Here is a 20,279-nt window from a genome sequence, read left to right as displayed (position 1 = left end):
GCCGGTCGCCGGTCGCCGTCGCCGGGAGACCGCCGATCGTCAGGAGACCGCCCATCACCCGGAGAGGAGCCCTTCAGCAGTGGAGACCGTCGAAACCGACGTCCTGGTCGTGGGCAGTGGCCCCGCCGGAGCCGCGACGGCGCTCGCCTTGAGCACCTACGGCGTGCCCAACGTCATGGTCACCCGGTACGGAAGCCTGGCGGACACGCCCCGCGCGCACATCACCAACCAGCGCACCATGGAGGTGCTGCGTGACCTCGGCGTCGAGGACCAGGTCACCGCCCAGGCCACGCCGCAGCCGCTGATGGGCAACACCGTCTTCTGCACCAGCCTCGCGGGCGAGGAGCTGGGACGGCTGCGCTCCTGGGGCAACGATCCACTCGTCCAGGCCGCCCATGAACTGGCCAGCCCCAGCCGGATGTGCGACCTGCCCCAGCACCTGATGGAGCCGGTGCTGGTGAACGCCGCGGTCTCCCGGGGCACCGCGCTGCGCTTCCACACCGAGTACCTCTCCCATGAGCAGTCGGACGACGGCGTGACCGCGCTGGTCGAGGACCGGCTGCGCGGGGACACCTACCGCGTCCGGGCCCGCTATCTGGTCGGCGCGGACGGCGGACGCAGCCGTGTCGTGGAGAACGCCGGGCTGCCCACGGTCGGCCGGATGGGCGTCGCGGGCAGCCTCAACATCGTCTTCGAGGCGGATCTCACCGAGCTGACCGCCCATCGCCCCTCCACCCTCTACTGGGTGCTGGCCCCCGGCGCGACGGTGGGCGGCATCGGCGCGGGCCTGGTGCGCTGTGTACGCCCCTGGACCGAGTGGATGGTGGTGTGGGGCTACGACCTCGAGGCGGGCCCGCCGGACCTCACCGAGGAGTTCGCGCGGTCCGTGGTGCACCGGCTGCTCGGCGACGACACGATCCCCGTGCGCATCACCTCGACCTCCGCATGGACCGTCAACCATCTGTACGCCGAGACCTACGCCGACCGGCGGGTGCTGTGCGCGGGCGACGCCGTCCACCGCCATCCGCCGTCCAACGGGCTGGGCTCCAACACCTCCATCCAGGACGCGTACAACCTCGCCTGGAAGCTCAAACTGGTCCTCGACGGCACCGCCGCCCCCGCCCTTCTGGACACCTACTCCGCCGAACGGGCCCCGGTGGGGCGGCAGATCGTCGAGCGGGCCAATCGGAGCATCGGTGAGACCGCGCCGGTATTCGAGGCGCTGGGTGTGCTCGCCACCTCCGACACCGAGCAGATGTGGCGCAATGTCGACGCCCGTAAGGCCGCCACGCCCGAGGGCGCGAAGCAACGGCAGGGGCTGCGCGAGGCCATCGCGGCCAAGGTGTACGAGTTCAACGCGCACGGTGTGGAGATGAACCAGCGGTACGTCTCGGACGCCATCGTCCCCGACGGCACCCCCGACCCCGGTTTCGGCCGCGACCCGGAGCTGTACCACCAGCCCAGCACCCGCCCCGGCGCCAAGCTGCCGCATGCGTGGGTCGTCCGGGGCCGTGAGCGGCTGTCCACCCTCGACCTCGGTGGCCACGGCCGGTTCACCCTCTTCACCGGCATCGGCGGGGACTGCTGGGAGGAGGCCGCCGCGGCGGCCCGTAAGGAACTCGGCATCCAGCTCCGCACCGTCTCCATCGGCCCCGGTCAGGAGTACGAGGACCCGTACGGCGACTGGGCCCGACTGCGCGAGATCGGCGACTGCGGGGCCCTGCTGACCCGCCCCGACAACCACATCGGCTTCCGACACCCCGAAATGTCCCCGCGCGCGGGGAAGTTGCTGATCGGGGCGGTGCGGAAGATCCTCGGCCACGGCTGACACCCACCCCCCGGGCGCAGCGAGCCCGACCCGGGGCCCCATCATGGACGCGCCCACATCCCCAAAGAAACCGTTAGTGAGATGACTGCAATGCCCCTCGCACTGCTCCGGCGCATGCGCACCAAGCGTCCGGACCGCGGACCAGGACTCAGGATCCCCCTGCCCGTGGGTGCAGGAGCCTTTAGCTGCGAGGTCCTGGACCCCGTCGGCCAGGCCCTGGGCGGCGTGGAGGTCACCGTCACCGAGACGCGTGGCGCCGCCCGTACGGTGGCCAAGGCCACCACCGATCCACACGGCCTGTTCCTCGCCACGCTCGAGCCGGGGCAGTACACCGTGCTGCTCACCGGAAGCGGGTTGCAACCCAACCGCCTCACCGTCGACATCGCTTACGGCCAGAGCGAACCGCCCCGCCGGGTGCAGATGGAACCCTCCCAGCAACTGGAACTCCCCCCGCCGGGCACCTGGCTCTTCGACCCGCCGCACACCGCGATCCGCTTCATCGCCCGCCACGTCGGCATGGCCAATGTGCACGGCCGCTTCACCCGCTTCCGGGGCGGCATCCATATCGCCGAACGGATGGAGGACTCCCGCGTCGAGGTCGTCATCGACGCCTCCAGCATCAACACCGGCAACAACACCCGCGACAACCACCTGCGCTCGGCCGACTTCCTCGACGTCGAGAACTTCCCGGAGATCCACTTCGCCAGCAACCGCTTCACCTGGCGCAGCGGACCCAAGTGGACCCTCCAGGGCCCCCTCACCATGCACGGCGTCAGCCGCTCGGTGACCCTGGACACCACCTACCTCGGCGCCGTGAACGGCGGCTACGACCAGGAACTGCGCTGCGCCGCCCTCGCCACGGCGGAACTGCACCGCGAGGACTACACGCTGAACTGGCGCAACATGCTCGCCCGCGGCATCGCCGTGGTCGGCCCCACGGTCAAGCTGGAGCTGGACATCCAGGCGATGTACCGCAGCCACGACACGCCGACGCCGCCCGAGTAAGCCGTCACCCGGCGTCACCCGGCAGGCGATGGGGCGGGCTTTGCGGCCCGCCCCATCGCCGTGTCGGATCACCTGTGGAAGACGGCGACGCCACGGTGGGGGTCGGTTCGGCGGTGTCCTTCACCCGGACGGGTTGCCGGGCGTCACGGGCCCGTGAGCGCATAGATTTGGGCTCACCCACCGAACGACGAAGGCGGTTGATCCCATGAGCCTGTACGACATTCCCCTGCACACCCTTACCGGCGAGCCGACCTCTCTCGATGCGCATCGGGGCGCGGCGCTGCTGGTGGTCAATGTGGCGTCCAAGTGCGGTCTCACCCCGCAGTACGAGGGGCTCGAGCGGCTCCAGCAGCGCTATGCCGAGCGCGGATTCACCGTGCTGGGGGTTCCGTGCAATCAGTTCGCCGGGCAGGAGCCGGGGACGAGCGAGGAGATCCAGACGTTCTGCTCGACGACCTACGGCGTGTCCTTCCCGCTGCTGGAGAAGATCGACGTCAACGGCGAGCAGCGGCATCCGCTCTACGCCGAGCTGACGCGGACGCCCGACGCGCAGGGCGAGGCGGGGGATGTGCAGTGGAACTTCGAGAAGTTCCTGATCTCGCCGGAGGGTGAGGTCGTGGGCCGGTTCCGGCCGCGCACCGAGCCGGAGGCGGACGATGTCGTCGCCGCGATCGAGGCGCAGTTGCCCCGGTGAACACGACGGCGGGCGAGGGGCCGGTGGCCCCTCGCCCGCCGGGCCGATCGGGTACCCGGGCTCAGCCGCGTTCCGCGGCGAACGCGGTCAGCCACGCCAGCGGCGCGTTCCAGTTGATCGCCACCTCATTGGTGGAGTACGAGCCGATGTCGTCGATGTAGCACGCCGCGGGCGCGCAGCCCGGGAGCTTCTCCTGCGCCACCGGGTCCTCCAGCCCCGCGTTGGCGCCGCCCGCGATCGATCCGGCGGGCGGGTTCGGCAGCGAGGCGTCGTACTGATGCGCCCAGAAGCGGTGGTGCTGGTTCTGTGCGGCGTGCTCGCCGTAGCCGGTGACATACGACTGGCCGAGTGCGTTGCGGCCGAGCAGATAGTCCAGCGTCTCCAGCGCCCCGGTGCGGTAGCGCCGCTGCTCGGTGAGCTCGTAGGCGACGGCCATGACGGTCCCGTTGTTGGCCACCTGGCCGTTGGAGCCCCACACATAGCCGTCCGCCGGCAGCGGCACCCCATAGCCCTGGCCGGCCATCGTGCTCAGTTGCCCATCGGCGGCGGAGACCACGGAGGCGCGGACGCGGGCGAGGTCGGTGGCGGGCAGGCCGCCTGGCACGGTGGCCAGGACGATCCGGCCGAGGGGCGCGGTGTCCTGCCAGCCGAAGCCGAACGGGGTGAACACATCGCTCGCGGTGTGGTACGGCGAGGAGGTGACCGCGTCCCGGTACCGCGCCTCCCCGGTGGTCGCGTACAGCTCCGCGGCCGCCCAGTAGAACTCGTCACCCACCTCGCCGTCGTCGTACGCCCCGCCGCCGGTGGAGTCGGAGCCCGGCGCCAGCACATCGGGGTTCGCCCGCGCGGCGGCCCAGGCGCGGCGCGCGGAGTCCAGGCAGCGGGCGGCGAAGGCGGCGTCGTACGGTGCGTAGACCCGGGCGCACTGCGCCGCCGCGGCGGCCAGATTGAGGGTGGCGGCGGTGGACGGCGCGTGCAGCTCACGCGGCTCGGCGTCCTGCTCCGGACGGGTGGGCAGACCGGTCCAGGCGGCGTCATGGACCTTGTGGAAGGCCATCCCCGCCCGTGGCTTGCCCTCCGGGATCTGCATGCGCATCAGGAACTCCAGCTCCCAGCGCGACTCGTCGAGCACATCGGGGATCCCGTTGCCGCGCTCGGGGACGCGCAGCGTGGCGTCCCCGAGCGCCGCCGCATGCCCCGCGCGCTTCGCGCGCTCGAAGGAGTTGACGAGCTGCCAGACCGCGAGCCCGCCGTTGACCACGTATTTGCCCTGGTCACCGGCGTCGTACCAGCCGCCGCGCACATCCCGGACGTAGTCGCACACCCCGCTGACGCAGGGCACGGCGGTGTCGCCCCGGTTGGGGGCGACCCCCAGATGGCCCGCCGGGCGCGCGTAGGCCGCACCGGCCAGTGAGGCCTCGATGGGGATACCGCTGCGCTGCTGGTAGAAGAAGGACATGGCGTCCGTGCGCAGCCCGTCGTAGAGGTTGGCGCGGATGTCGAAGGGATGGCTGGTCCGGCCGTCCACGGTGAGCGTGTAGCCGGTGCCCGTCCCCTGGTACGAGGAGAAGTCCACCAGATGGACCGACTGCCCGGAGGCGGCGTCCGCGCCCCGTACGGTGGTGCTGCCCGAGGCGGCGGTGCGGCCCGCGGCGTCGCGCAGTTGCCAGGGCAGGGCGGTGGCGCTCGCGCTCACGACGGTGGCGCGTTTGGGGCCGTCCGGCAGATACCCGAGCTGATTGACCTGGACGGCGGACGGCGCGGCGGAGGCAGCGGTCGGGGGCGCGGGCGCCGCGGAGGAGTCCGCCCCCGCGGGCGCGGACTGGGCGGCGATCAGCAGCAGTGCGCCGGTCAGCAGCGCGGTGGCGGCGCGCGCACCGCACGGACGGGGTAACAGGGACACGGGCATGACGGATCCTCCTCGGGACGACGTGGACGACGTGGACGACGTGGACGACGTGGGGAGATGTGGGGAGATGTGGGAGACGTAGGAGACGTGGGAGCGCTCCCAATTTATGTAATGATGTGATCGCAGTGCGTCAAGGGACTGGACGGGTGCACGGGCCCGCAGAAAACATTCCGTCCCCCTCCGTCACATCGCACCCGGCCCATCCGTCAGCACGGTGTGGCCCGCGCCGGTGCGGTCCGCGACAAGGGGATGTGACCGATGAACGAGAACCACCTTCTGGCGGAGGGCTTCGAGGCCCACCGCGGCCATCTGCGGGCGGTGGCCTACCGCATGCTCGGCTCGCTGAGCGAGGCGGACGACGCCGTCCAGGAGGCATGGCTGAGGCTCAGCCGCTCCGACACCGCCGCGGTGCAGAACCTGGGCGGCTGGCTGACCACCGTCGTCGGGCGCGTCTGCCTGGACATGCTGCGCTCGCGCACCGCGCGGCGCGAGGAGCCGCTGGGGGTGCACCTCCCCGACCCGGTCATCAGCGGCGAGACCGGGCCGGGCCCCGAGGACCAGGCGCTGCTCGCCGACTCGGTCGGCCTCGCCCTGCTGGTCGTCCTGGAGACGCTGGCCCCCGCCGAACGGCTGGCCTTCGTACTGCACGATCTGTTCGCCGTACCGTTCGACGAGATCGCCCCCATCGTCGACCGCACCCCGGCCGCCGCCCGTCAGCTCGCCAGCCGCGCCCGCCGCCGGGTGCGGGGAGCGGCTCCGGTCCCCGACGCGGACCTGGCCCGGCAGCGCGAGGTCGTGGGCGCCTTCCTCGCCGCCGCGCGCGACGGCGACTTCGAGGGGCTGATCTCCGTACTCGACCCGGATGTCGTGCTGCGCGCCGACTACGGCCCCACGCCCGCCCCCGCCCCGCGCGAGGTGCACGGCGCGGCGGCCGTGGCGGACCAGGCCCTCACCTTCTCCCGCCTCGGCGGCAAGGGCCTCCTCGCCCGTCCCGCGCTCGTCAACGGGGCGGTGGGCGTGGTCAGCTCCCGGGACGGGCGGCCGTTCTCGGTGCTGGCCTTCACGGTCACGGACGGCAGGATCGTGGCGATCGACATCCTGGCCGACCCCCAGCGGCTGAGCGGGCTGGATCTGACGGTCCTGGACTGACGGTCCTGGACTGGGGAAACAGCAAAGCCAGGAAGGTACTCCTCCCTGCCACTGTCAACCTATGGCGCACCGGGGGGCTTGCGGCAAGGCCCCCGGTGCGCCTCAGGATGGTCGGCCGAGGCCGGAACCTGGGTAAATGGGGGATTCGCGATATGCGTGTGGTGTTGTCGACATGGGGATCGCGCGGGGACGTCGAACCGCTGGCGGGACTCGCGGTGGGAGCGCCTGCCGAGGAGGACGGCGGAGGGAAGATCGCCGAGGTCGAGCCAGGCGTCTTCCTGGGGTCCTCCGACATCGGCAACGTCAGCACCAGGGTTCCCACCATCCACCCCTTTCTCCGCATCCTTCCGCCCGACCACTGTGATCACACACCGCAGTTCGCCCTGGCGGCGGGCGATGAGCGGGGCAGGTCAGCGATGCTGGCCGCGGCGGAAGCGCTGGCGTGCACGGCGTACGACGTGCTCAGTGACCCCGCCCTCGGACGCCGAGGGTGGTCGGCGTTCCAGGCCCAGGAGTCCTCGGGCGGCTGAGACTTGGGGGAGCGTCCGGCTGCACGGCTTCCTGTAGCGGCATCAGCAAACTGAATGCACGGCCACGCGCCGCAGGAAGGCGTCAGCGCATCGGGCAGGGGATCGTCGGGCGGATGCGGTTCGAGCTGCATGCGACCACCTGCACCTAGGGATTTCAGGGGATGCGGACGGGTGAGGAGGCGTCCGGCACCCGCAGGGACGGGGTGCCGGAGCCGTCCGCCGGGACCGTCCAGACGTCGGAGGTCCGGCCGTCGCGCCCCGGGAGCGCGTAGGCGAGGGTGTGGTCGTCCAGCCAGGCTGCCTGGTCGTCGACGCTGCGGGTCTCGGCGAGCGGGTGTTCGCGCAGGGTCCGCAGATCGAGGACGTACAGCCGCCAGGGGTCGGTGGCGCCCTCGCGTACCCGCTTCTTGAAGGCGAGGCGGGTGTTGTCCGGGGAGAGCGAGGGGCACTCCACGTTCTCGCGGATCGTGTGCGCCGCCCATCTGCGCATATCGCCCTGGACGAGGTAGGTCTTCCCCCGAGTCGAGACGGTGGCGTAGAAGCGGTTGTCGTCGCGGGCGAAGGTGACGCCCCAGTAATTCACGTCGGGGGAGTGGTAGCGGCGGCCGTCGAGGGTGAGCGGGATCTCCTCCATGTTCTTGATGAGGTAGCCGGTGCGGGTGTCCAGGATCGAGGTGCGGGTGGAGAACGCGGTGGTGGCGTAGGAGTCGCCGGTGGCGAACATCGTCCAGGACAGCATCCGCCCGGAGGCGGACACCCGGGCCCGGTTGGGGATGCCGGTGAGCGCGATCCGCCGCTTCTCACGCAGCCGCCGGTCCAGGACCACGGCGTACGACCTGGGCGGGATGCCGGGGCGATGCTGGAGGCACAGCCCCGTGCTCGCTGCCGCGTAGAAGCGGTCGCAGGCCGGGCCGCCGGTGGTGCGGCGGTCGGATGGGCGATCCGAGGCCGGGGCGGCGGTGCCCGGTCGGGCGGCCGGTGCGGGGAGGTGGGCCACCCGGCCGGTTCCGGCGCCGGAGCTGCGGAAGTACAGCCGGGCGTGGTCGAGGCCGAACGCCGAGGCGGTGTCGGTGGGTTGGGTCTGCCGGGTAGCTCCGAGCGTGTAGACGACGGCGACGGTGGCCAGCAGCGCGGTGGCGGTCACGACCGCGATGACCCGAGCCCGGAGGGAGAGCGCGGCGAGCCGGGAGGAGAGGGAGAAGCGGGAGGTGGGGGGTGGATTCATGTGCGGGACGGCTGCCTTTCCGGGGGGTCCGGGAAGTCGGGGCGATCCGGGGTGCCCGGGCGGTCCGGGGTGCCCGGGCGGTCCGGGGAGGCCAGAGGACCAGGGGAACCTGGCGAGGCCACGGGACCGGTGGAGTCCGGGCGATCCGGCCGTGCCGGAGGCTCCGGACGGGGGAGCAGAACGGCGGCCGCGGCCAGCGCCGTGGCCAGCGCGAGGACGGCGGCGATCAGCGCGGGGCGGATGCCCCAGAGCGTCCAGGCCGCGCCGAACCCGGCGGCCGCCAACAGCCGGCAGAGCGCCTGCCCCGTCTGAAGCAGCGCCATCCCGCTGGCACGGCGGGTGGCCGGCAGCACCGGCCCGGCGAGCGCCATCAGCACCCCGTCGGTGGCGGCGTAGAACACCCCGAGCAACAGCAGCACGCCGACCAGCAGCACCGGTCCGGCACCGGACGTCAGCAGCAGGAGATAGCCGGCGAGCAGCGCCGTATGCCCGCAGAGGAACGGCACCCGCCGACCAATGCGGTCGCCGAGCCGCCCGGCCGGCACCGCGAGCAGCAGATAGACCGCCGCCGCGCCCAGCGGCAGCAGCGGAAACCAGCTCACCGCGAAGTCCAGCCGACGCTGCAACAGCAGATAGAGGAACGAGTCACCGATGGTCGCCGCGCCGAGCAGCGCCGCCGCGACGAAGATGCGCCGGAAGGCGGGGTCGAGGAGCGGCAACAGGACCCGTGCGCGGGGGAGGGGTGCGGTGGATCCCGGTCGGTGGCCTTCGCGCCGGGGCAGCTCGGCCTGCCCCGGCACGAAGGCCACCAGCACCAGCACGCCCACCACCCCGACGCAAGCGCTCACGACGAACACCGCGTCATACGCGTCGGCGGTGGCCCACAGCAGCGCGAACGCCGCGAGCGGCCCCAGCAGGGCGCCGGTGGTGTCCATCGCCCGGTGCACGCCGAAGGCCCGGCCGAGCGCGTCCGGCGGGGCGCTGAGCGAGATCAGAGCGTCGCGCGGAGCGGTGCGTACGCCCTTGCCGATCCGGTCGGCGGCGAGGGAGGCACCGATGCCGAGTGTGCCGCCCCCGGCGAGCAGCAGTCCGAGCCGGGACAGCGCGGAGAGCGCATAGCCGCATCCGGCGACGAGCTTGTGCCGTCCGCCGCGGTCCGCCGCATGCCCGCCCCACAGACGCACCAGCGCGGTCACACCGTTGTAGAGGCCGTCGAGGAAGCCGAAGTGGAGGGGCGAGAGCCCCAGTTGGAGTACGAAGTAGAGCGGCAGCACGGCGGTGACCATCTCGGAGGAGATATCGGTGACCAGGCTGACCGCGCCGAGGGCCAGGACCGGCCCGCCGACGCGGCCGCGCGTCACCTTGGTCGCCGTCGCGGCCGCGTCCGTGGTCGCGAGATACATCAATCAGGCCGTCCGTGGGTGCGGTTGCCGAACGGCGGTCAGTGGCACTGGTAGGTCGGGCTGCTGTCCTTCGTCTTCTCGTCCGTGCCCACCAGATCCCATGAGAAGCCGGTGTCGGTGAAGTTCAGCTTCACCACGCCGAAGGCCTTGGTGAGCCGCTTCTCGCTGTTCGGCTGGACCTCTTCGATCTTGTACGGGTTGGCCCCGCCCATTCCGCCGAGGAGTTCGACGATCCCGTTCTTGTCGGCCTTGCCGTTCGGGTCCTGCGGTGCGAAGCGCTCGTAGTGGTGATCGTGGCCGTTGAGGACCAGTTCGGCCTTGGCGTCGTAGAGCAGCTTCCAGAGCGGTCGGCTGACCGGGTCGTTGCCGTGCTCGCCGGAGGAGAAGAGCGGGTGGTGCCAGTAAGCGGCCACACACTTCTTGGAGTTGGCGGCGAGGTCGGCCTTGAGCCAGTCGGTCTGCGCGCGGTCCAGGCTGTTGGAGTCCAGAGCGATGAAGTGCCAGTTGTCCTGGTCGTAGCTGTAGTAGCTCTTGCCCTTCGGGTAGGCGACGGACCCGAAGTAGTCCTTGTACCCGGCCAGTTCGCCGTCCGGGTCGTAGGTCTCGTGATTGCCGGCGACGGGGTGCGTCTTGCTCTTGAAGGCGCCCCACGTCTTGTCGTAGTACTTCTTGAAGTCCTTGAGCCGGGCGTCGTCGTACTGGTTGTCGCCCATGGTCATCACGAACGCCGGGTTGATCTTCTTCACCAGCGCGGCGGTCTTGGGATGTTCGCAGTCGCTGTCGCTCGCCGTGCACTGCTCGGCGATATCACCGGCGGCAACGGCCGTGAACCCGGCGGCGGCGCGCGGTGTGCGGTCGGGGGCGGCGGACGCGATTCCTGCGGGCGACCACAGCGCCACGCCGCCGACCAGCGCGAGCGCTGCGCCGGCGGCGACGGATATTCCCAGGCGGGGGTTCTTGACCAGGGGCCGCAGCGGCTTCAGCGGCTGCACGGGCTTCTTGGCGCGGGGGGCGGACGTCATCTGCGTCGTCTCCTCGGTCGGCGTGGGGGCCGTTCCCGAGGCATCCTGGCTGCGCCTCCATGTACGCGTCAAGGATTCGGACGCATTATTGTTAGGAAAGTTTCCTACCGCCGAAGAAAATCGGCCGCTACCGGACCGCGCGAAGTCGCGCGCCCTGCCCTCCAGGCGCTCCATGCACGAGTCACAGGCGTGCAGCGACGTCTCGTGTCCCGCGCTCTCCACAGTGCCGAGGCACGGCGTCGGCAGGTCGATGCGCCCGCACAGCCAACCGTCGGCGCGGCCCAAGGTTCCTTCGGCGGCATGCTTGACCAGGGCCGACGGGGAGGGGTGAGACCAGTTACGGCTGCTCCTCTCCCATGCCGGCCTCCAGCTCGGACCAGACCCGTTTTCCCCAAGGCAGCGGGTCGACGCCCCAAGCAGCAGAGAAGGCGTCGACGACGGCAAGGCCGCGACCGCGCTCCTCACTGGGAATGGGCGCCTTGCGCACTGGTTCGTCGTGGCTCTTGTCGATGACCGCGAGGCGCACACGGTATTCGCCGGCGCGGGTCACGGTGAGGCGCATACATCGGCCGCGTGCGTGGTCCACGGCGTTGGCGACCAGCTCAGATGTGACCAGTGCCGCGTCGTCGGCGAGTTGGGGCAGGTGCCAGGTGTCCAGCACGGTCCGCACCATCCGCCGGGCGAGTGCGGCGGCCTCCGGCTCACGGGGGAGGACTTGCGAGTAGGCCGGTGCCCCGACGGCGGAGGGCCGGGCGGTGGCGGTCATGACGCTCCGCCCAGCTCGAGGTGGGCCTTCGGCTCCACCGAGTTACCGGGGAGGTGGCTGTCGTGCCGGGTCACGAAAGAGGGGCCCTGCGGCGCCGAGTTGTGGATCTCGATGGTCGCCTGAGCCAGGGCCTCGTGCAGGCGCTGCGTGTTGGTCAGGTACCGGCCGGGGCCGAGGGGCACGTGCCAGTACGGGTCATGGCCATCGGTCCAAGTGGTAGGGGGTACGCCGAGGAGGACGGTCTCGTCCGCGAGTCCGGTGCGGACGCGGACGTGGCGGAGGCACCAGCTACGGGCGGTATCTACCCACCGTCACATCCTGTCGACCAGGGAAGGCCCGTGCGTTCACAGTTGGTGAACAAGCACGGGCCCAGCGTCACCCCACTCCGCACCAACGCGCGTACTCGCGCAGCTCCTCCGACAGACGCGACTGCGCACGCAGCATCGTCGCCACCGCCTCATGTACATACGGGTCGTACCGCTCCTGCTGAGGCGCCACCTCCCGAGCCTTCTGCAGCGACTTCATCGCATCATCGTGATCCGCCGTCCACACCGCCGCCCGCGCACGGTTCGCCCAGTACCGGGCCACATGCGCCACCGTGGGGTACGACTCGGGCACCTCGACCGCGAGGGCCCGCTGCATCGCCAAGTCGTGCTCGTTGCGGTCAGCCGCGGACGAGACTCCGACCAGCCCCACGTAGAACGGGCCGAAGCCCAAGCCGAAGCTGTCGGTCTCGCCGAGTTCGTCCGCTATTCCCTTGGCCTCCGCCAGCCGTGCGTTCGACTCGTCGCCGTCCCCGCGCCCGGACGCCAGGATGGCCGCCTTCAGATGCAGCGTGCCCAGCACCGCGCGAGTGGGCAGCTCCGGCCCTCCGGGGAAGTCGCGTACCGCCAGTTCGGCCAGGCGCATACCCGCGTCCGCGAGCCCGCCGTCCAACGCGAGTTGACCGCGAAGTACCCGCTCCACGGCGACCCAGCGGGGGTCCGACCCACGAATCGCCGCATGCTCCATGCGGGTCAAGGCCAGCCGCGAGAGGTCCATGTACCCGAGTCTGTAAGCGACGACCTCGGCCGTGTGGGCCACCTCAGCTTGCAGCCACCGGACGCGGTCGATGTCCGCTGGCGCAGTGAAGGTTTCGGCGGCGTGAGCCAGTTCCCGGATGAGCCGAGGCAGGGTGGTGGCCAGCGGCAGGAACTCGGCGTCCAGGCGTCGCCGGCGCGCCTCCATGACGTCCGCCTCCAGCGTGGGCAGGGGGCGGGGCGGCGGGTCGCCCTGCTCGGGCGGTGCATCCCACAGGCTGAGCGTGCTGCTCAGCGGTGCGATCACCGCGTCGAGTTGGTCCTGCTGGAGCTGCTTGATGTACGGCTGGCCGCGTAGGACGGCGACGCTGACGCTCAGCGCGCGCGCTACCGATCCGAGAAGCTGTTCACTGGGTGACCGTTCGCCTTTCTCGATCTGGCACAGCATCGAGGGGGATGTGTGCGCCCGCTGGCCGAGTTCTCGCAGCGTGAATCCTCGGATCAGGCGATGCTCTTTCAGCCGCGCTCCAACGGTTCCTGGGCGTGCCTCAGTGCCATCTGACATGATGACTCCGTTCCGACGTCGACACTCGGAACGGTACCCCCGGTCGGCTCCGTGGGTACGTCCGATCGGCCCCTGACCACTCGGCGGGGGCCATCGCGCTGTTCGAGCATGGCGAAAGCCCCCCGAGGTCCGGAGGGCTTCGTGTCCGAGCAGCAGCATCAGCAATGTGAATGCACGGCCACGCCAGCCGCAGGAAGGCGTCAGCGCATCGGGCAGGGGATGGTCGGGCGGATGCGGTTCGCGCTGCAGGCGACCACCTGGACCGATGCGAATCCGGTACCTCGCAGGTACCAACCGCCGACGACATCTCCGCCCCAGCTGAGCCGGTTATCCGCGGCCGTGAACCGCTCGGCCTGTCGGGAGGAGTCCTTGTCGTGGTCGGTGCGGAAGGATGGGCTCCACTCGCTGATCTGGTCTCTGTACCAGGCGGAGGCTTTGTCCGGTGCCTCGAAGGTGGCCTTGATCATTCTGGCCGGGCGGAGCAGCCAGTGCGGCACTTCCAGTGGGGGTACGTCGCTCGCCATGAAGGCGGGGCCGGCCGCCGCGAGCTGTTTCCATTCCTGGGGCGAGATGTCCTGTACGACGAGGTGTGGAGGCCGTCGGGCGGACTCGTCGTCATAGGTGCGGCGGTCTCCAGTCCAGCGGTAGCAGTGCCAGTGAGCCGGCATCGGCGGGGGCGGAGGGGGCATCGGAGGTACCTCCTGGTGGTGAGAGCGGCCCGTCGCCTGGCCGGGTGGTGAACACCGGCCAGGCGACGGACTGATATGGCGTCTGACGCTGGTTACCTCGCGTACTGGCGGCCGTCGTCCGAGTCGCCGGGCGTCTGCCCGACTGGGGTCGGGGCGTCCGTGTCCGGCATGGTGTCGCCGTCCTCCGGGTCCTGACGGACGACGACGTGCTGTAATCGCATGGGGCCTCCTGAGTTCACACGCGCAGGGGGTGTCCCCGCGCGATGGCGCGGTGCTCGTCCCGGCCACTGGCCTGCAAGCGGGAGGCCGGGGCGAGCCTTGCTGGTCGGGACTTTGGCCCGGCTGCGAGCCGGTACCGGAGCCCCTTCATCCCTGCCTTGTCGGTGGCCGCGTCGGATCGACGGCAGGTGTCGGGTAGGGCGGGCCGCTGGCGCTGTCGTCCGGTACGGGGCCCGGAACACCAGCAGCCGGGGTTTCGTCGTACCCGCCGACGCTAGGAGTGAGATGTGCAGCACGGCCAGCAATGTGCAGATCTTTGCGGGATGGGCCTCTGAGCCAGTGAGTTGCCATGTTCGTGCCCTTGACACGGCCCTCCGGCTGCGTGACTGTGACGCAAAGAGCTGCACATCACGTGGATGGAGGCAGGCGTGCCGTTACGGTTCATCGGGATCGATCCCGACACCAAGACAGGAGACTCCCCGACCGTGTGGGTCGACCAGAAGAAGCACGATCTCGTCTTCCAGGGCTGGAAACCGGGCCCTGAACTCGAAGCCGAGTGCGCGGCTTTCGAGGCGCCGGGGCATAGCGTCGGCATCCCGCACGATGAGGCCGTGATTCGTATCCCCGCCAGGATGGTGCACATGATCAGGGAGGCGTGCGATGCCCTCGAGCGTTCCGACCATCGCTGACCTGATGGCCGACTGCACGCGCTCTGCCGTGCACCTGGAGATGCGAGACCACTATGGAGTAGCCGCGGAGGCCGACGAGTTCAGGGCGTGGCTGCAGACCGGCAGCGTGGACACCGACCCCAACTCGCCGGGTTGGGCGCCCTGGGTCGATGCCGTCTCCAGCGCGGTGGCACGCGGTGTCGTCGTGCGCCGGGCGCGGATCGTGTCCGAACCGGTCACCGACTACATCCGATACGAGCACGCGTCCACCATCGTCAACGTGCACGCAGGCGAACAAGTACGCTGGCTGCCCCGTCGGCGCGCCTCGGACATCGCTCTGCCCGGCAACGACTTCTGGCTGTTCGACGACCGCCTGATCCGCTGGGGCTTCTTCTCCGGGGACGGCGCCCTCATCGGCCACGAGATCTCTGATGACCCGGCGGCCGCCAAGCTGTGCGCGGAGGCTTTCGACGCCGTCTGGGCGCACGCCACACCCCACGACCAGTACCAGATCCACTGACCAGGAAGCACCGCCAGCCAGCTCATGCCCGCCTCGCCGTCCTCATCTGCCCAGGCCGCACGTGAAGCCGTCGCTCAGCGGCTCCGCGACCTCCGCAAGGAAGCCGGCCTGACGCTCGTGCAGCTGGCTGCCGCGTGCGGCTGGCACTACTCCAAGACCAGCCGCATCGAGAACGCCCTCACCGGGCCGTCCGCCACGGACATCCGCCGCTGGTGTGCCGCCACCCACGCCGACGACCAGGCGCGGGAACTCGTCGTCCAGTCCATCAACGCTGAGACGATGTACCGGCAGTGGCGCGACCAGGTCCGGGCCGGACTCCGGCACATTCAGGAGAGCCGCGTCCCGGCGCTCCGGGCGACCGAGGTGTTCCGCATGTATTCCTCCAGCCTCGTGCCCGGCCTGCTGCAGACCGAGGGCTACGCGCAGGCCGTCCTCGGGATCGCCGCGAACGTCCACGACCTGCCTGCCGACGACAGTGAGGCCGCGGCCCGCGCGCGGATCGAGCGGTCCCGGATCATCCACGAGCAGGGGCACCGCTTCATCGTGGTCATCGAGGAGCCGGTGTTGTACTGCCAGGTCGCCGACACCGACGCCATGGCCGCCCAGTTGGGCTACCTGCTGACTGCCGGCGCGCTGCCCGCAGTGTCGCTCGGGATCATCCCGATGGCGGCCCGGCGGACCCACTGGACCGAGGAGACCTTCCACATCTACGACGACCGGAAGGTGTCCGTAGAACTGGTAACCGCCGAGGTGAACGTGGTTCAACCCGGCGAACTCGCTCAGTATCTGAAGGCGTTCGAGCGCCTGCGCAGCATGGCCGTATACGGGGCCGAGGCGCGGGCGTTGGTCCTGAAGGCTATCGAGGCCCTGCACTGACTCCGGGTGCGGCGAAAGCCCCCTCGCGGCAGCACGCGCCCGGTTCGTTGTCAGCGACATCGACGCCGCTTGCGACGCCGGACTATCGAGGTGGGCAGCAGCGTGGACTCCGCCCGGGTCCGCCGCCGCTTGTCGGACCTGGCCCGCGAAGTAGCACCGCAGCAGGCCAAGCCTGCCGTACGCACCCTGCGCGAAGCACTGCTTGTCGTCGGCCCGGACGCCTCGCATCGCTGACGGAACGACGGGCGAGGGAGCCCATCTGCCCCCCATGGTGGCGGGACAGGGCCGGGGAGCGGCGGCTCCAGGGGCGGGCCGGGCTACCGCCCAGTCAGGTCGTGCGCACGGTGCCGCGCGGGGGTGAGCCGGGGCACGCCCCCGAGTTGACCCCGGCCAATGTGCCCCCCATAGCGGCCGATCCGGCGGCGGGGGACCGGATCCGGGTGACGGGCGGGACGGTGCGGGTGCTGCAAGCACCGCGCCGGAGCGGTTCGTCAGCTCCCGGCCAAGGGCGGGCGGTGCGGTTCGATGACCGTGACCCCGCCCCTCCCGCCGGAGGCCATCGTGGACAGCGCCTCCGGGACCGCGTCCAGCCCGATGACGTCGGTCACCAGCAGATCCGGCCGCAGCGAACCGGCCTCGACCATCTCCATCATCGGGCCGTAGGCGTGCGCGGCCATGCCATGGCTGCCCAGCAGGCGCAGCTCCTGCGCGATGACCCGGTCCATCGGGATCATCGGGGTCCCGGCGGCCGGCGGCAGCAGCCCGACCTGGACATGGCGGCCGTGGCGGCGCAGGCTCTTGATGGACGCCGCGCAGGTCCGCGGGGAGCCCAGCGCGTCGAGCGAGACATGCGCGCCGCCGCCCGTGGCGTCCGCGACCGCCTCCGCCACCGAACCCAGCGTGGACGCCACGTCCACGCACACCGCCGCGCCGAACCGGGCCGCGAGGGCGAGCGCTTCCGGTGAGATGTCCACCGCCACCACCCGGGCCCCGGCCGCCGCGGCGATCATCACCGCGGACAGCCCCACCCCGCCGCAGCCGTGCACCGCGACCCACTCGCCCGGGGCGACTTGGCCCTGGGCGACGACGGCGCGGAAGGCGGTGGCGAAGCGGCAGCCCAGACCGGCGGCCGTGGTGAACGACAGCTCGTTGCGTATCCCGACCAGATTCACATCGGCGTTCTCGATCGCGACGTACTCGGCGAACGAGCCCCAGTGGGTGAACCCCGGCTGCGTCTGCCGCTCGCACACCTGCTGGGCGCCTTCCGCGCAGGCGGCACAGCGCCCGCAGGCGCACACGAACGGCACGGTGACCCGTTGCCCGGGGCGCCAGTTGAGGACGTCGGGGCCGACCGCCTCTATCACCCCGGCCAGCTCATGGCCGGGGACATGCGGCAGCCGGATGTCCGGGTCGTGGCCCATCCAGCCGTGCCAGTCGCTGCGGCAAAGACCGGTCGCCTCGACGCGGATCACCACGCCGCGCGGGGAGGGAGCGGGGTCCTCGACGCTCCGGACCTCGGGCCGGCGCCCGAAGTCGTCGAACACCACAGCACGCATGGACACCCGCTCCCTCGCTCGACCACACCCCCCAGGCCCGTGTGTCCAGGCGGGCCCTAGAACCTACACCACAACCGTCCGGTATCAGCCCTTGCGGGTGGCGCCCACCGACGGCGGCTCAGCGCCCTTGCCGGTGCCCCAGGACGACGGCTCCGTGGACAGCCGGTGGGCCAGCTTCCCGCCATGGGCGACCTGGTCCCAGTCCAGCCAGGTCCGCGCCACGTCACGGCCGTTCAGCGAGACGCCGCGCACATACCGCTTGGTGTCGCTCGCGCCCGGCGCGGTGACCGTCAGCGTGCCGCCCTGCCGGGTGCCGTACCGCCCGATGCGGACCACGGCCGAGTCGAACTGCGGGCTGGACAGGGCGAGGAAGTCCCCGCCGCTCATCGTCGGATACAGGCCCAGCGAGGAGAAGATGTACCAGGCCGACATCGTGCCGAGGTCGTCATTGCCGGTCATCCCGTCCGGCCCGGTGGTGAACAGGGTCATCGCCGCCCGTACCGCCGTCGCCGCCTTCGCGGGCGCGCCCGCCCACAGATACATGTACGGGGCGTGCAGATCGGGCTCGTTGTTGGGGTTGTAAGTGGGCTTGCCGTAGTAGTCGTACGGCGCGGAGATCCAGTCCTTACGGGCCGTGCCCGCCGGGTCGGTGAGCAGCTTGTCGTAGGCGAAGAAGTCGTCCAGCCGCTTCTCGGCCGCGCGCCTGCCGCCCATCAGCTCCACCAGACCGGCCGGGTCCTGCGGCACCAGCCACTGGTACTGGTAGGCGCCACCCTCGTGGAACTGCTTGCCCGCCGCCACCGGGTCGTACGGGGCCACCCACGCGCCGTCGGCCGTGCGCGGCCGGAAGTGGCCGATCGACGGGTCCCACAGCGTGCGGAAGGTCTGGCCGCGCTCGGCGAACATCCGGGCGTCGGCGCGGTGTCCGAGCCCGCGCGCCATCAGGGCGAGCGCGGCGTCCGCGGCGGAGTACTCCAGAGTGGCCGAGGCGGGATGGACGCAGTCGTTGTCACCGCCCTTGTCGGCGCAGTCGGTGCCGAGCTTCAGGCCCGAGGGGACGTAGCCGAGCTTGCGGTAATAGTCCACTCCGGAGCGGCCGTTATAGGGGGAGTCGGCGGGCGGGGTGCTGGTCGCGTTCTTCTTCAGCAGCGCGTACGCCTCGTCCTCATGCCCGGCCAGCAGCCCCTTGGACCACGCCTCGACGAGGAACGGGGTCACCGGGTCGCCCGTCATGATGTTGGTCTCGCTGTTGGCCAGCGCCCAGCGCGGCAGCCAGCCACCGTCCCGGCCGATGGCGACGACCGACAGCGCGACATCGCGGGCCACCCGCGGCTCCAGCAGCTCCAGCAGTTGGTTCTGCGGCCGGTAGGTGTCCCACAGCGAGAAGTTCTGGTACGGCGTATAGCCGGAGGCGGTGTGGGTCGCGCCGTCGAAACCGGTGTAGCGGCCGTCCACGTCGCCCGCCACATTGGGGTGCAACTGGGCGTGGTACAGCGCGGTGTAGAAGGCGCGCTGCCGCTCCTCGGTACCGCCGCCGACCCGGATCGCGTCGAGCTTCTTCCGCCAGGTGTCGTGCAGTGCGGCGCGGGTGGCGTCGAAGTCGTAGGAGTCCCCGGTCTCGGCCGTGAGGTTCTTCCGGGCGCCTTCCGGCCCGGTGTACGACAGCCCGACCTTGACCACCACATCCCGGTCCTGGCTCGCGTCGAAGCCGGCCCAGGCGCCGTTGCCGCCCGCTCCGGCCGCCTCGCGGGAACCGGGGGAGGGGGTCGTACCGCGCCAGGTGCCGTAGGAGGCGAAGGGGCGGTCGAAGGTGGCGGTGAAGTAGACGGTGTGCCGGTCCTTTCCGGCGCAGAAGTTCCCGGCCTCCACCCGGCCCTCGACGGTCCGGTCCCCGACCACGCGGATCTCGGAGCCGAAGACGTTCTGATTGGCCTTGCCGGTGTTGAACAGCACATTGGCCGCGCCGGTGGCCGGGAAGGTGTAGCGCTGCCAGCCGGTGCGCCGGGTCGCGGTCAGCTCGGCGTCGATGCCGTAGGTCTTCAGCCCCACCCGGTAGTAGCCCGGGGTGGCCTCCTCGTCGTCATGGCTGAAGGTGGAGCGGTAGTGCTCCGGGTCCACGTCGGTGACCGCGCCGGTCGTCGGCATGATGGGCAGCTCGCCCGCCACCCCGCAGCCGACGCCGGACAGATGGGTCTGGCTGAAGCCGTGGATGGCGTTCTGGTCGTAGTCGTAGCCGCCCTGACCGCCGGTGTCCGGGCTGACCTGGACCATGCCGAACGGGGCGCTCGCGCCGGGGAAGGTGTTGCCGAAGTTCTCGGTGCCCACGAAGGGATGGACCAGTGAGGTGGGGTCGGCCGGAGGGTCCCCGGCCGCGGCGGCGGCCGTCGCCCCCGGCGGTCCCAGCAGGCCGCCGCCCAGCAGCGCCGCCGTCATCACGCCCGCCACCGTGCCCGCTGCGCGCGCACGGATTCCACCGATCAGCGACCGCATGGGACGCACCTCCGCTTGACAACGTTGTCCGACCAGAGTCGCGAAACTTTGGCATGGGGGCTGGGCGGTGTCAATGACCCGTGCGCGGACGGGTCATCGACACCGCCCGCGCATCCGGCCGTGGCGCGAAGCGCTCCGCGGGATTG

The 20,279-nt window shown here is 71.0% G+C and carries 19 protein-coding genes and 1 pseudogene; 10 read left to right on the top strand and 10 right to left on the bottom strand.

Annotated elements, in window-relative coordinates:
• Positions 1 to 79 precede the first annotated feature (79 nt).
• From KN815_RS24115 to KN815_RS24105, 3 genes are all read left to right on the top strand, one after another.
• Complete coding sequence (locus KN815_RS24115; RefSeq protein WP_216344024.1) at positions 80 to 1,828, top strand: FAD-dependent oxidoreductase; 1,749 nt, start codon at positions 80 to 82, stop codon at positions 1,826 to 1,828.
• A 90-nt stretch (positions 1,829 to 1,918) separates the two neighbouring features.
• On the top strand, positions 1,919 to 2,833 hold the full coding sequence (locus KN815_RS24110) for a YceI family protein (RefSeq protein WP_216344031.1): 915 nt from the start codon (positions 1,919 to 1,921) through the stop codon (positions 2,831 to 2,833).
• Between the two features lie 205 nt (positions 2,834 to 3,038).
• The gene (locus KN815_RS24105; RefSeq protein WP_216344023.1) at positions 3,039 to 3,527 is read left to right on the top strand and encodes a glutathione peroxidase; all 489 of its coding nucleotides are present in this window, start codon (positions 3,039 to 3,041) and stop codon (positions 3,525 to 3,527) included.
• Positions 3,528 to 3,588: 61 nt separating this feature from the next.
• Here KN815_RS24105 and KN815_RS24100 read toward each other — a convergent pair whose 3' ends face one another.
• Positions 3,589 to 5,436: a glycoside hydrolase family 9 protein gene (locus KN815_RS24100; protein WP_216344022.1), complete on the bottom strand. Its 1,848-nt coding sequence runs from the start codon at positions 5,434 to 5,436 to the stop codon at positions 3,589 to 3,591.
• A gap of 258 nt (positions 5,437 to 5,694) precedes the next feature.
• Here KN815_RS24100 and sigJ point away from each other — a divergent pair, with 258 nt between their 5' ends.
• Both sigJ and KN815_RS24090 read left to right on the top strand, forming a co-directional pair.
• Complete coding sequence (sigJ, locus tag KN815_RS24095; RefSeq protein WP_216344021.1) at positions 5,695 to 6,585, top strand: RNA polymerase sigma factor SigJ; 891 nt, start codon at positions 5,695 to 5,697, stop codon at positions 6,583 to 6,585.
• A 152-nt stretch (positions 6,586 to 6,737) separates the two neighbouring features.
• Complete coding sequence (locus KN815_RS24090; RefSeq protein WP_216344020.1) at positions 6,738 to 7,115, top strand: hypothetical protein; 378 nt, start codon at positions 6,738 to 6,740, stop codon at positions 7,113 to 7,115.
• A gap of 154 nt (positions 7,116 to 7,269) precedes the next feature.
• On the opposite strand, the gene KN815_RS24085 is transcribed toward KN815_RS24090, so the two are convergent.
• The 7 genes from KN815_RS24085 to KN815_RS51600 form a co-directional block, all read right to left on the bottom strand.
• Positions 7,270 to 8,340, bottom strand: a complete 1,071-nt coding sequence (locus KN815_RS24085) for a TolB-like translocation protein (protein ID WP_216344019.1) — start codon at positions 8,338 to 8,340, stop codon at positions 7,270 to 7,272.
• Positions 8,337 to 9,743 carry an MFS transporter gene (locus tag KN815_RS24080; RefSeq protein ID WP_216344018.1) on the bottom strand — a complete coding sequence of 469 codons (1,407 nt, stop codon included), beginning with the start codon at positions 9,741 to 9,743 and terminating at the stop codon, positions 8,337 to 8,339. Before KN815_RS24080 ends, KN815_RS24085 begins: the two co-directional genes overlap by 4 nt.
• Positions 9,744 to 9,781: 38 nt before the next feature.
• Positions 9,782 to 10,765, bottom strand: coding sequence for a metallophosphoesterase family protein (locus KN815_RS24075; protein ID WP_216344017.1), 984 nt, complete (start codon positions 10,763 to 10,765; stop codon positions 9,782 to 9,784).
• Positions 10,766 to 11,102: 337 nt separating this feature from the next.
• Entirely contained in the window at positions 11,103 to 11,531 is a 429-nt protein-coding gene (locus KN815_RS24070) for an ATP-binding protein (RefSeq protein WP_216344016.1), read from the bottom strand.
• Positions 11,532 to 11,906: 375 nt separating this feature from the next.
• The gene (locus KN815_RS24065) at positions 11,907 to 13,115 is read right to left on the bottom strand and encodes a helix-turn-helix domain-containing protein (RefSeq protein WP_216344015.1); all 1,209 of its coding nucleotides are present in this window, start codon (positions 13,113 to 13,115) and stop codon (positions 11,907 to 11,909) included.
• Positions 13,116 to 13,315: 200 nt separating this feature from the next.
• On the bottom strand, positions 13,316 to 13,804 hold the full coding sequence (locus tag KN815_RS24060; protein ID WP_216344014.1) for a hypothetical protein: 489 nt from the start codon (positions 13,802 to 13,804) through the stop codon (positions 13,316 to 13,318).
• Between the two features lie 92 nt (positions 13,805 to 13,896).
• Entirely contained in the window at positions 13,897 to 14,025 is a 129-nt protein-coding gene (locus KN815_RS51600) for a hypothetical protein (RefSeq protein ID WP_301184629.1), read from the bottom strand.
• A 426-nt stretch (positions 14,026 to 14,451) separates the two neighbouring features.
• Between KN815_RS51600 and KN815_RS24055 the strand changes: the two genes are divergently transcribed.
• The 5 genes and pseudogenes from KN815_RS24055 to KN815_RS52285 form a co-directional block, all read left to right on the top strand.
• On the top strand, positions 14,452 to 14,712 hold the full coding sequence (locus KN815_RS24055) for a hypothetical protein (RefSeq protein WP_216344030.1): 261 nt from the start codon (positions 14,452 to 14,454) through the stop codon (positions 14,710 to 14,712).
• Positions 14,684 to 15,211: a DUF6879 family protein gene (locus tag KN815_RS24050; RefSeq protein WP_216344013.1), complete on the top strand. Its 528-nt coding sequence runs from the start codon at positions 14,684 to 14,686 to the stop codon at positions 15,209 to 15,211. Before KN815_RS24055 ends, KN815_RS24050 begins: the two co-directional genes overlap by 29 nt.
• 24 nt (positions 15,212 to 15,235) lie before the next feature.
• Positions 15,236 to 16,087, top strand: a complete 852-nt coding sequence (locus KN815_RS24045; RefSeq protein ID WP_216344012.1) for a helix-turn-helix domain-containing protein — start codon at positions 15,236 to 15,238, stop codon at positions 16,085 to 16,087.
• Between the two features lie 69 nt (positions 16,088 to 16,156).
• On the top strand, positions 16,157 to 16,321 hold the full coding sequence (locus tag KN815_RS50685) for a hypothetical protein (protein WP_253209207.1): 165 nt from the start codon (positions 16,157 to 16,159) through the stop codon (positions 16,319 to 16,321).
• Positions 16,318 to 16,539: pseudogene (locus KN815_RS52285) on the top strand (3-hydroxybutyrate oligomer hydrolase family protein); the annotation flags it as partial. The gene KN815_RS50685 and the pseudogene KN815_RS52285, both read left to right, overlap by 4 nt.
• A 39-nt stretch (positions 16,540 to 16,578) precedes the next feature.
• On the opposite strand, the gene KN815_RS24035 reads toward KN815_RS52285, so the two are convergent.
• A complete protein-coding gene (locus tag KN815_RS24035) occupies positions 16,579 to 17,643 on the bottom strand; it encodes a zinc-dependent alcohol dehydrogenase family protein (RefSeq protein ID WP_216344011.1) in 1,065 nt (354 codons plus the stop codon).
• Between the two features lie 84 nt (positions 17,644 to 17,727).
• On the bottom strand, positions 17,728 to 20,133 hold the full coding sequence (locus KN815_RS24030; protein WP_216344010.1) for a GH92 family glycosyl hydrolase: 2,406 nt from the start codon (positions 20,131 to 20,133) through the stop codon (positions 17,728 to 17,730).
• Between the last annotated feature and the right edge of the window lie 146 nt (positions 20,134 to 20,279).

The sequence above is a fragment of the Streptomyces niphimycinicus genome, assembly GCF_018883605.1.
Classification (GTDB): Bacteria; Actinomycetota; Actinomycetes; order Streptomycetales; family Streptomycetaceae; genus Streptomyces; species Streptomyces niphimycinicus.
This window is presented reverse-complemented; position numbering and strand designations above follow the sequence as displayed.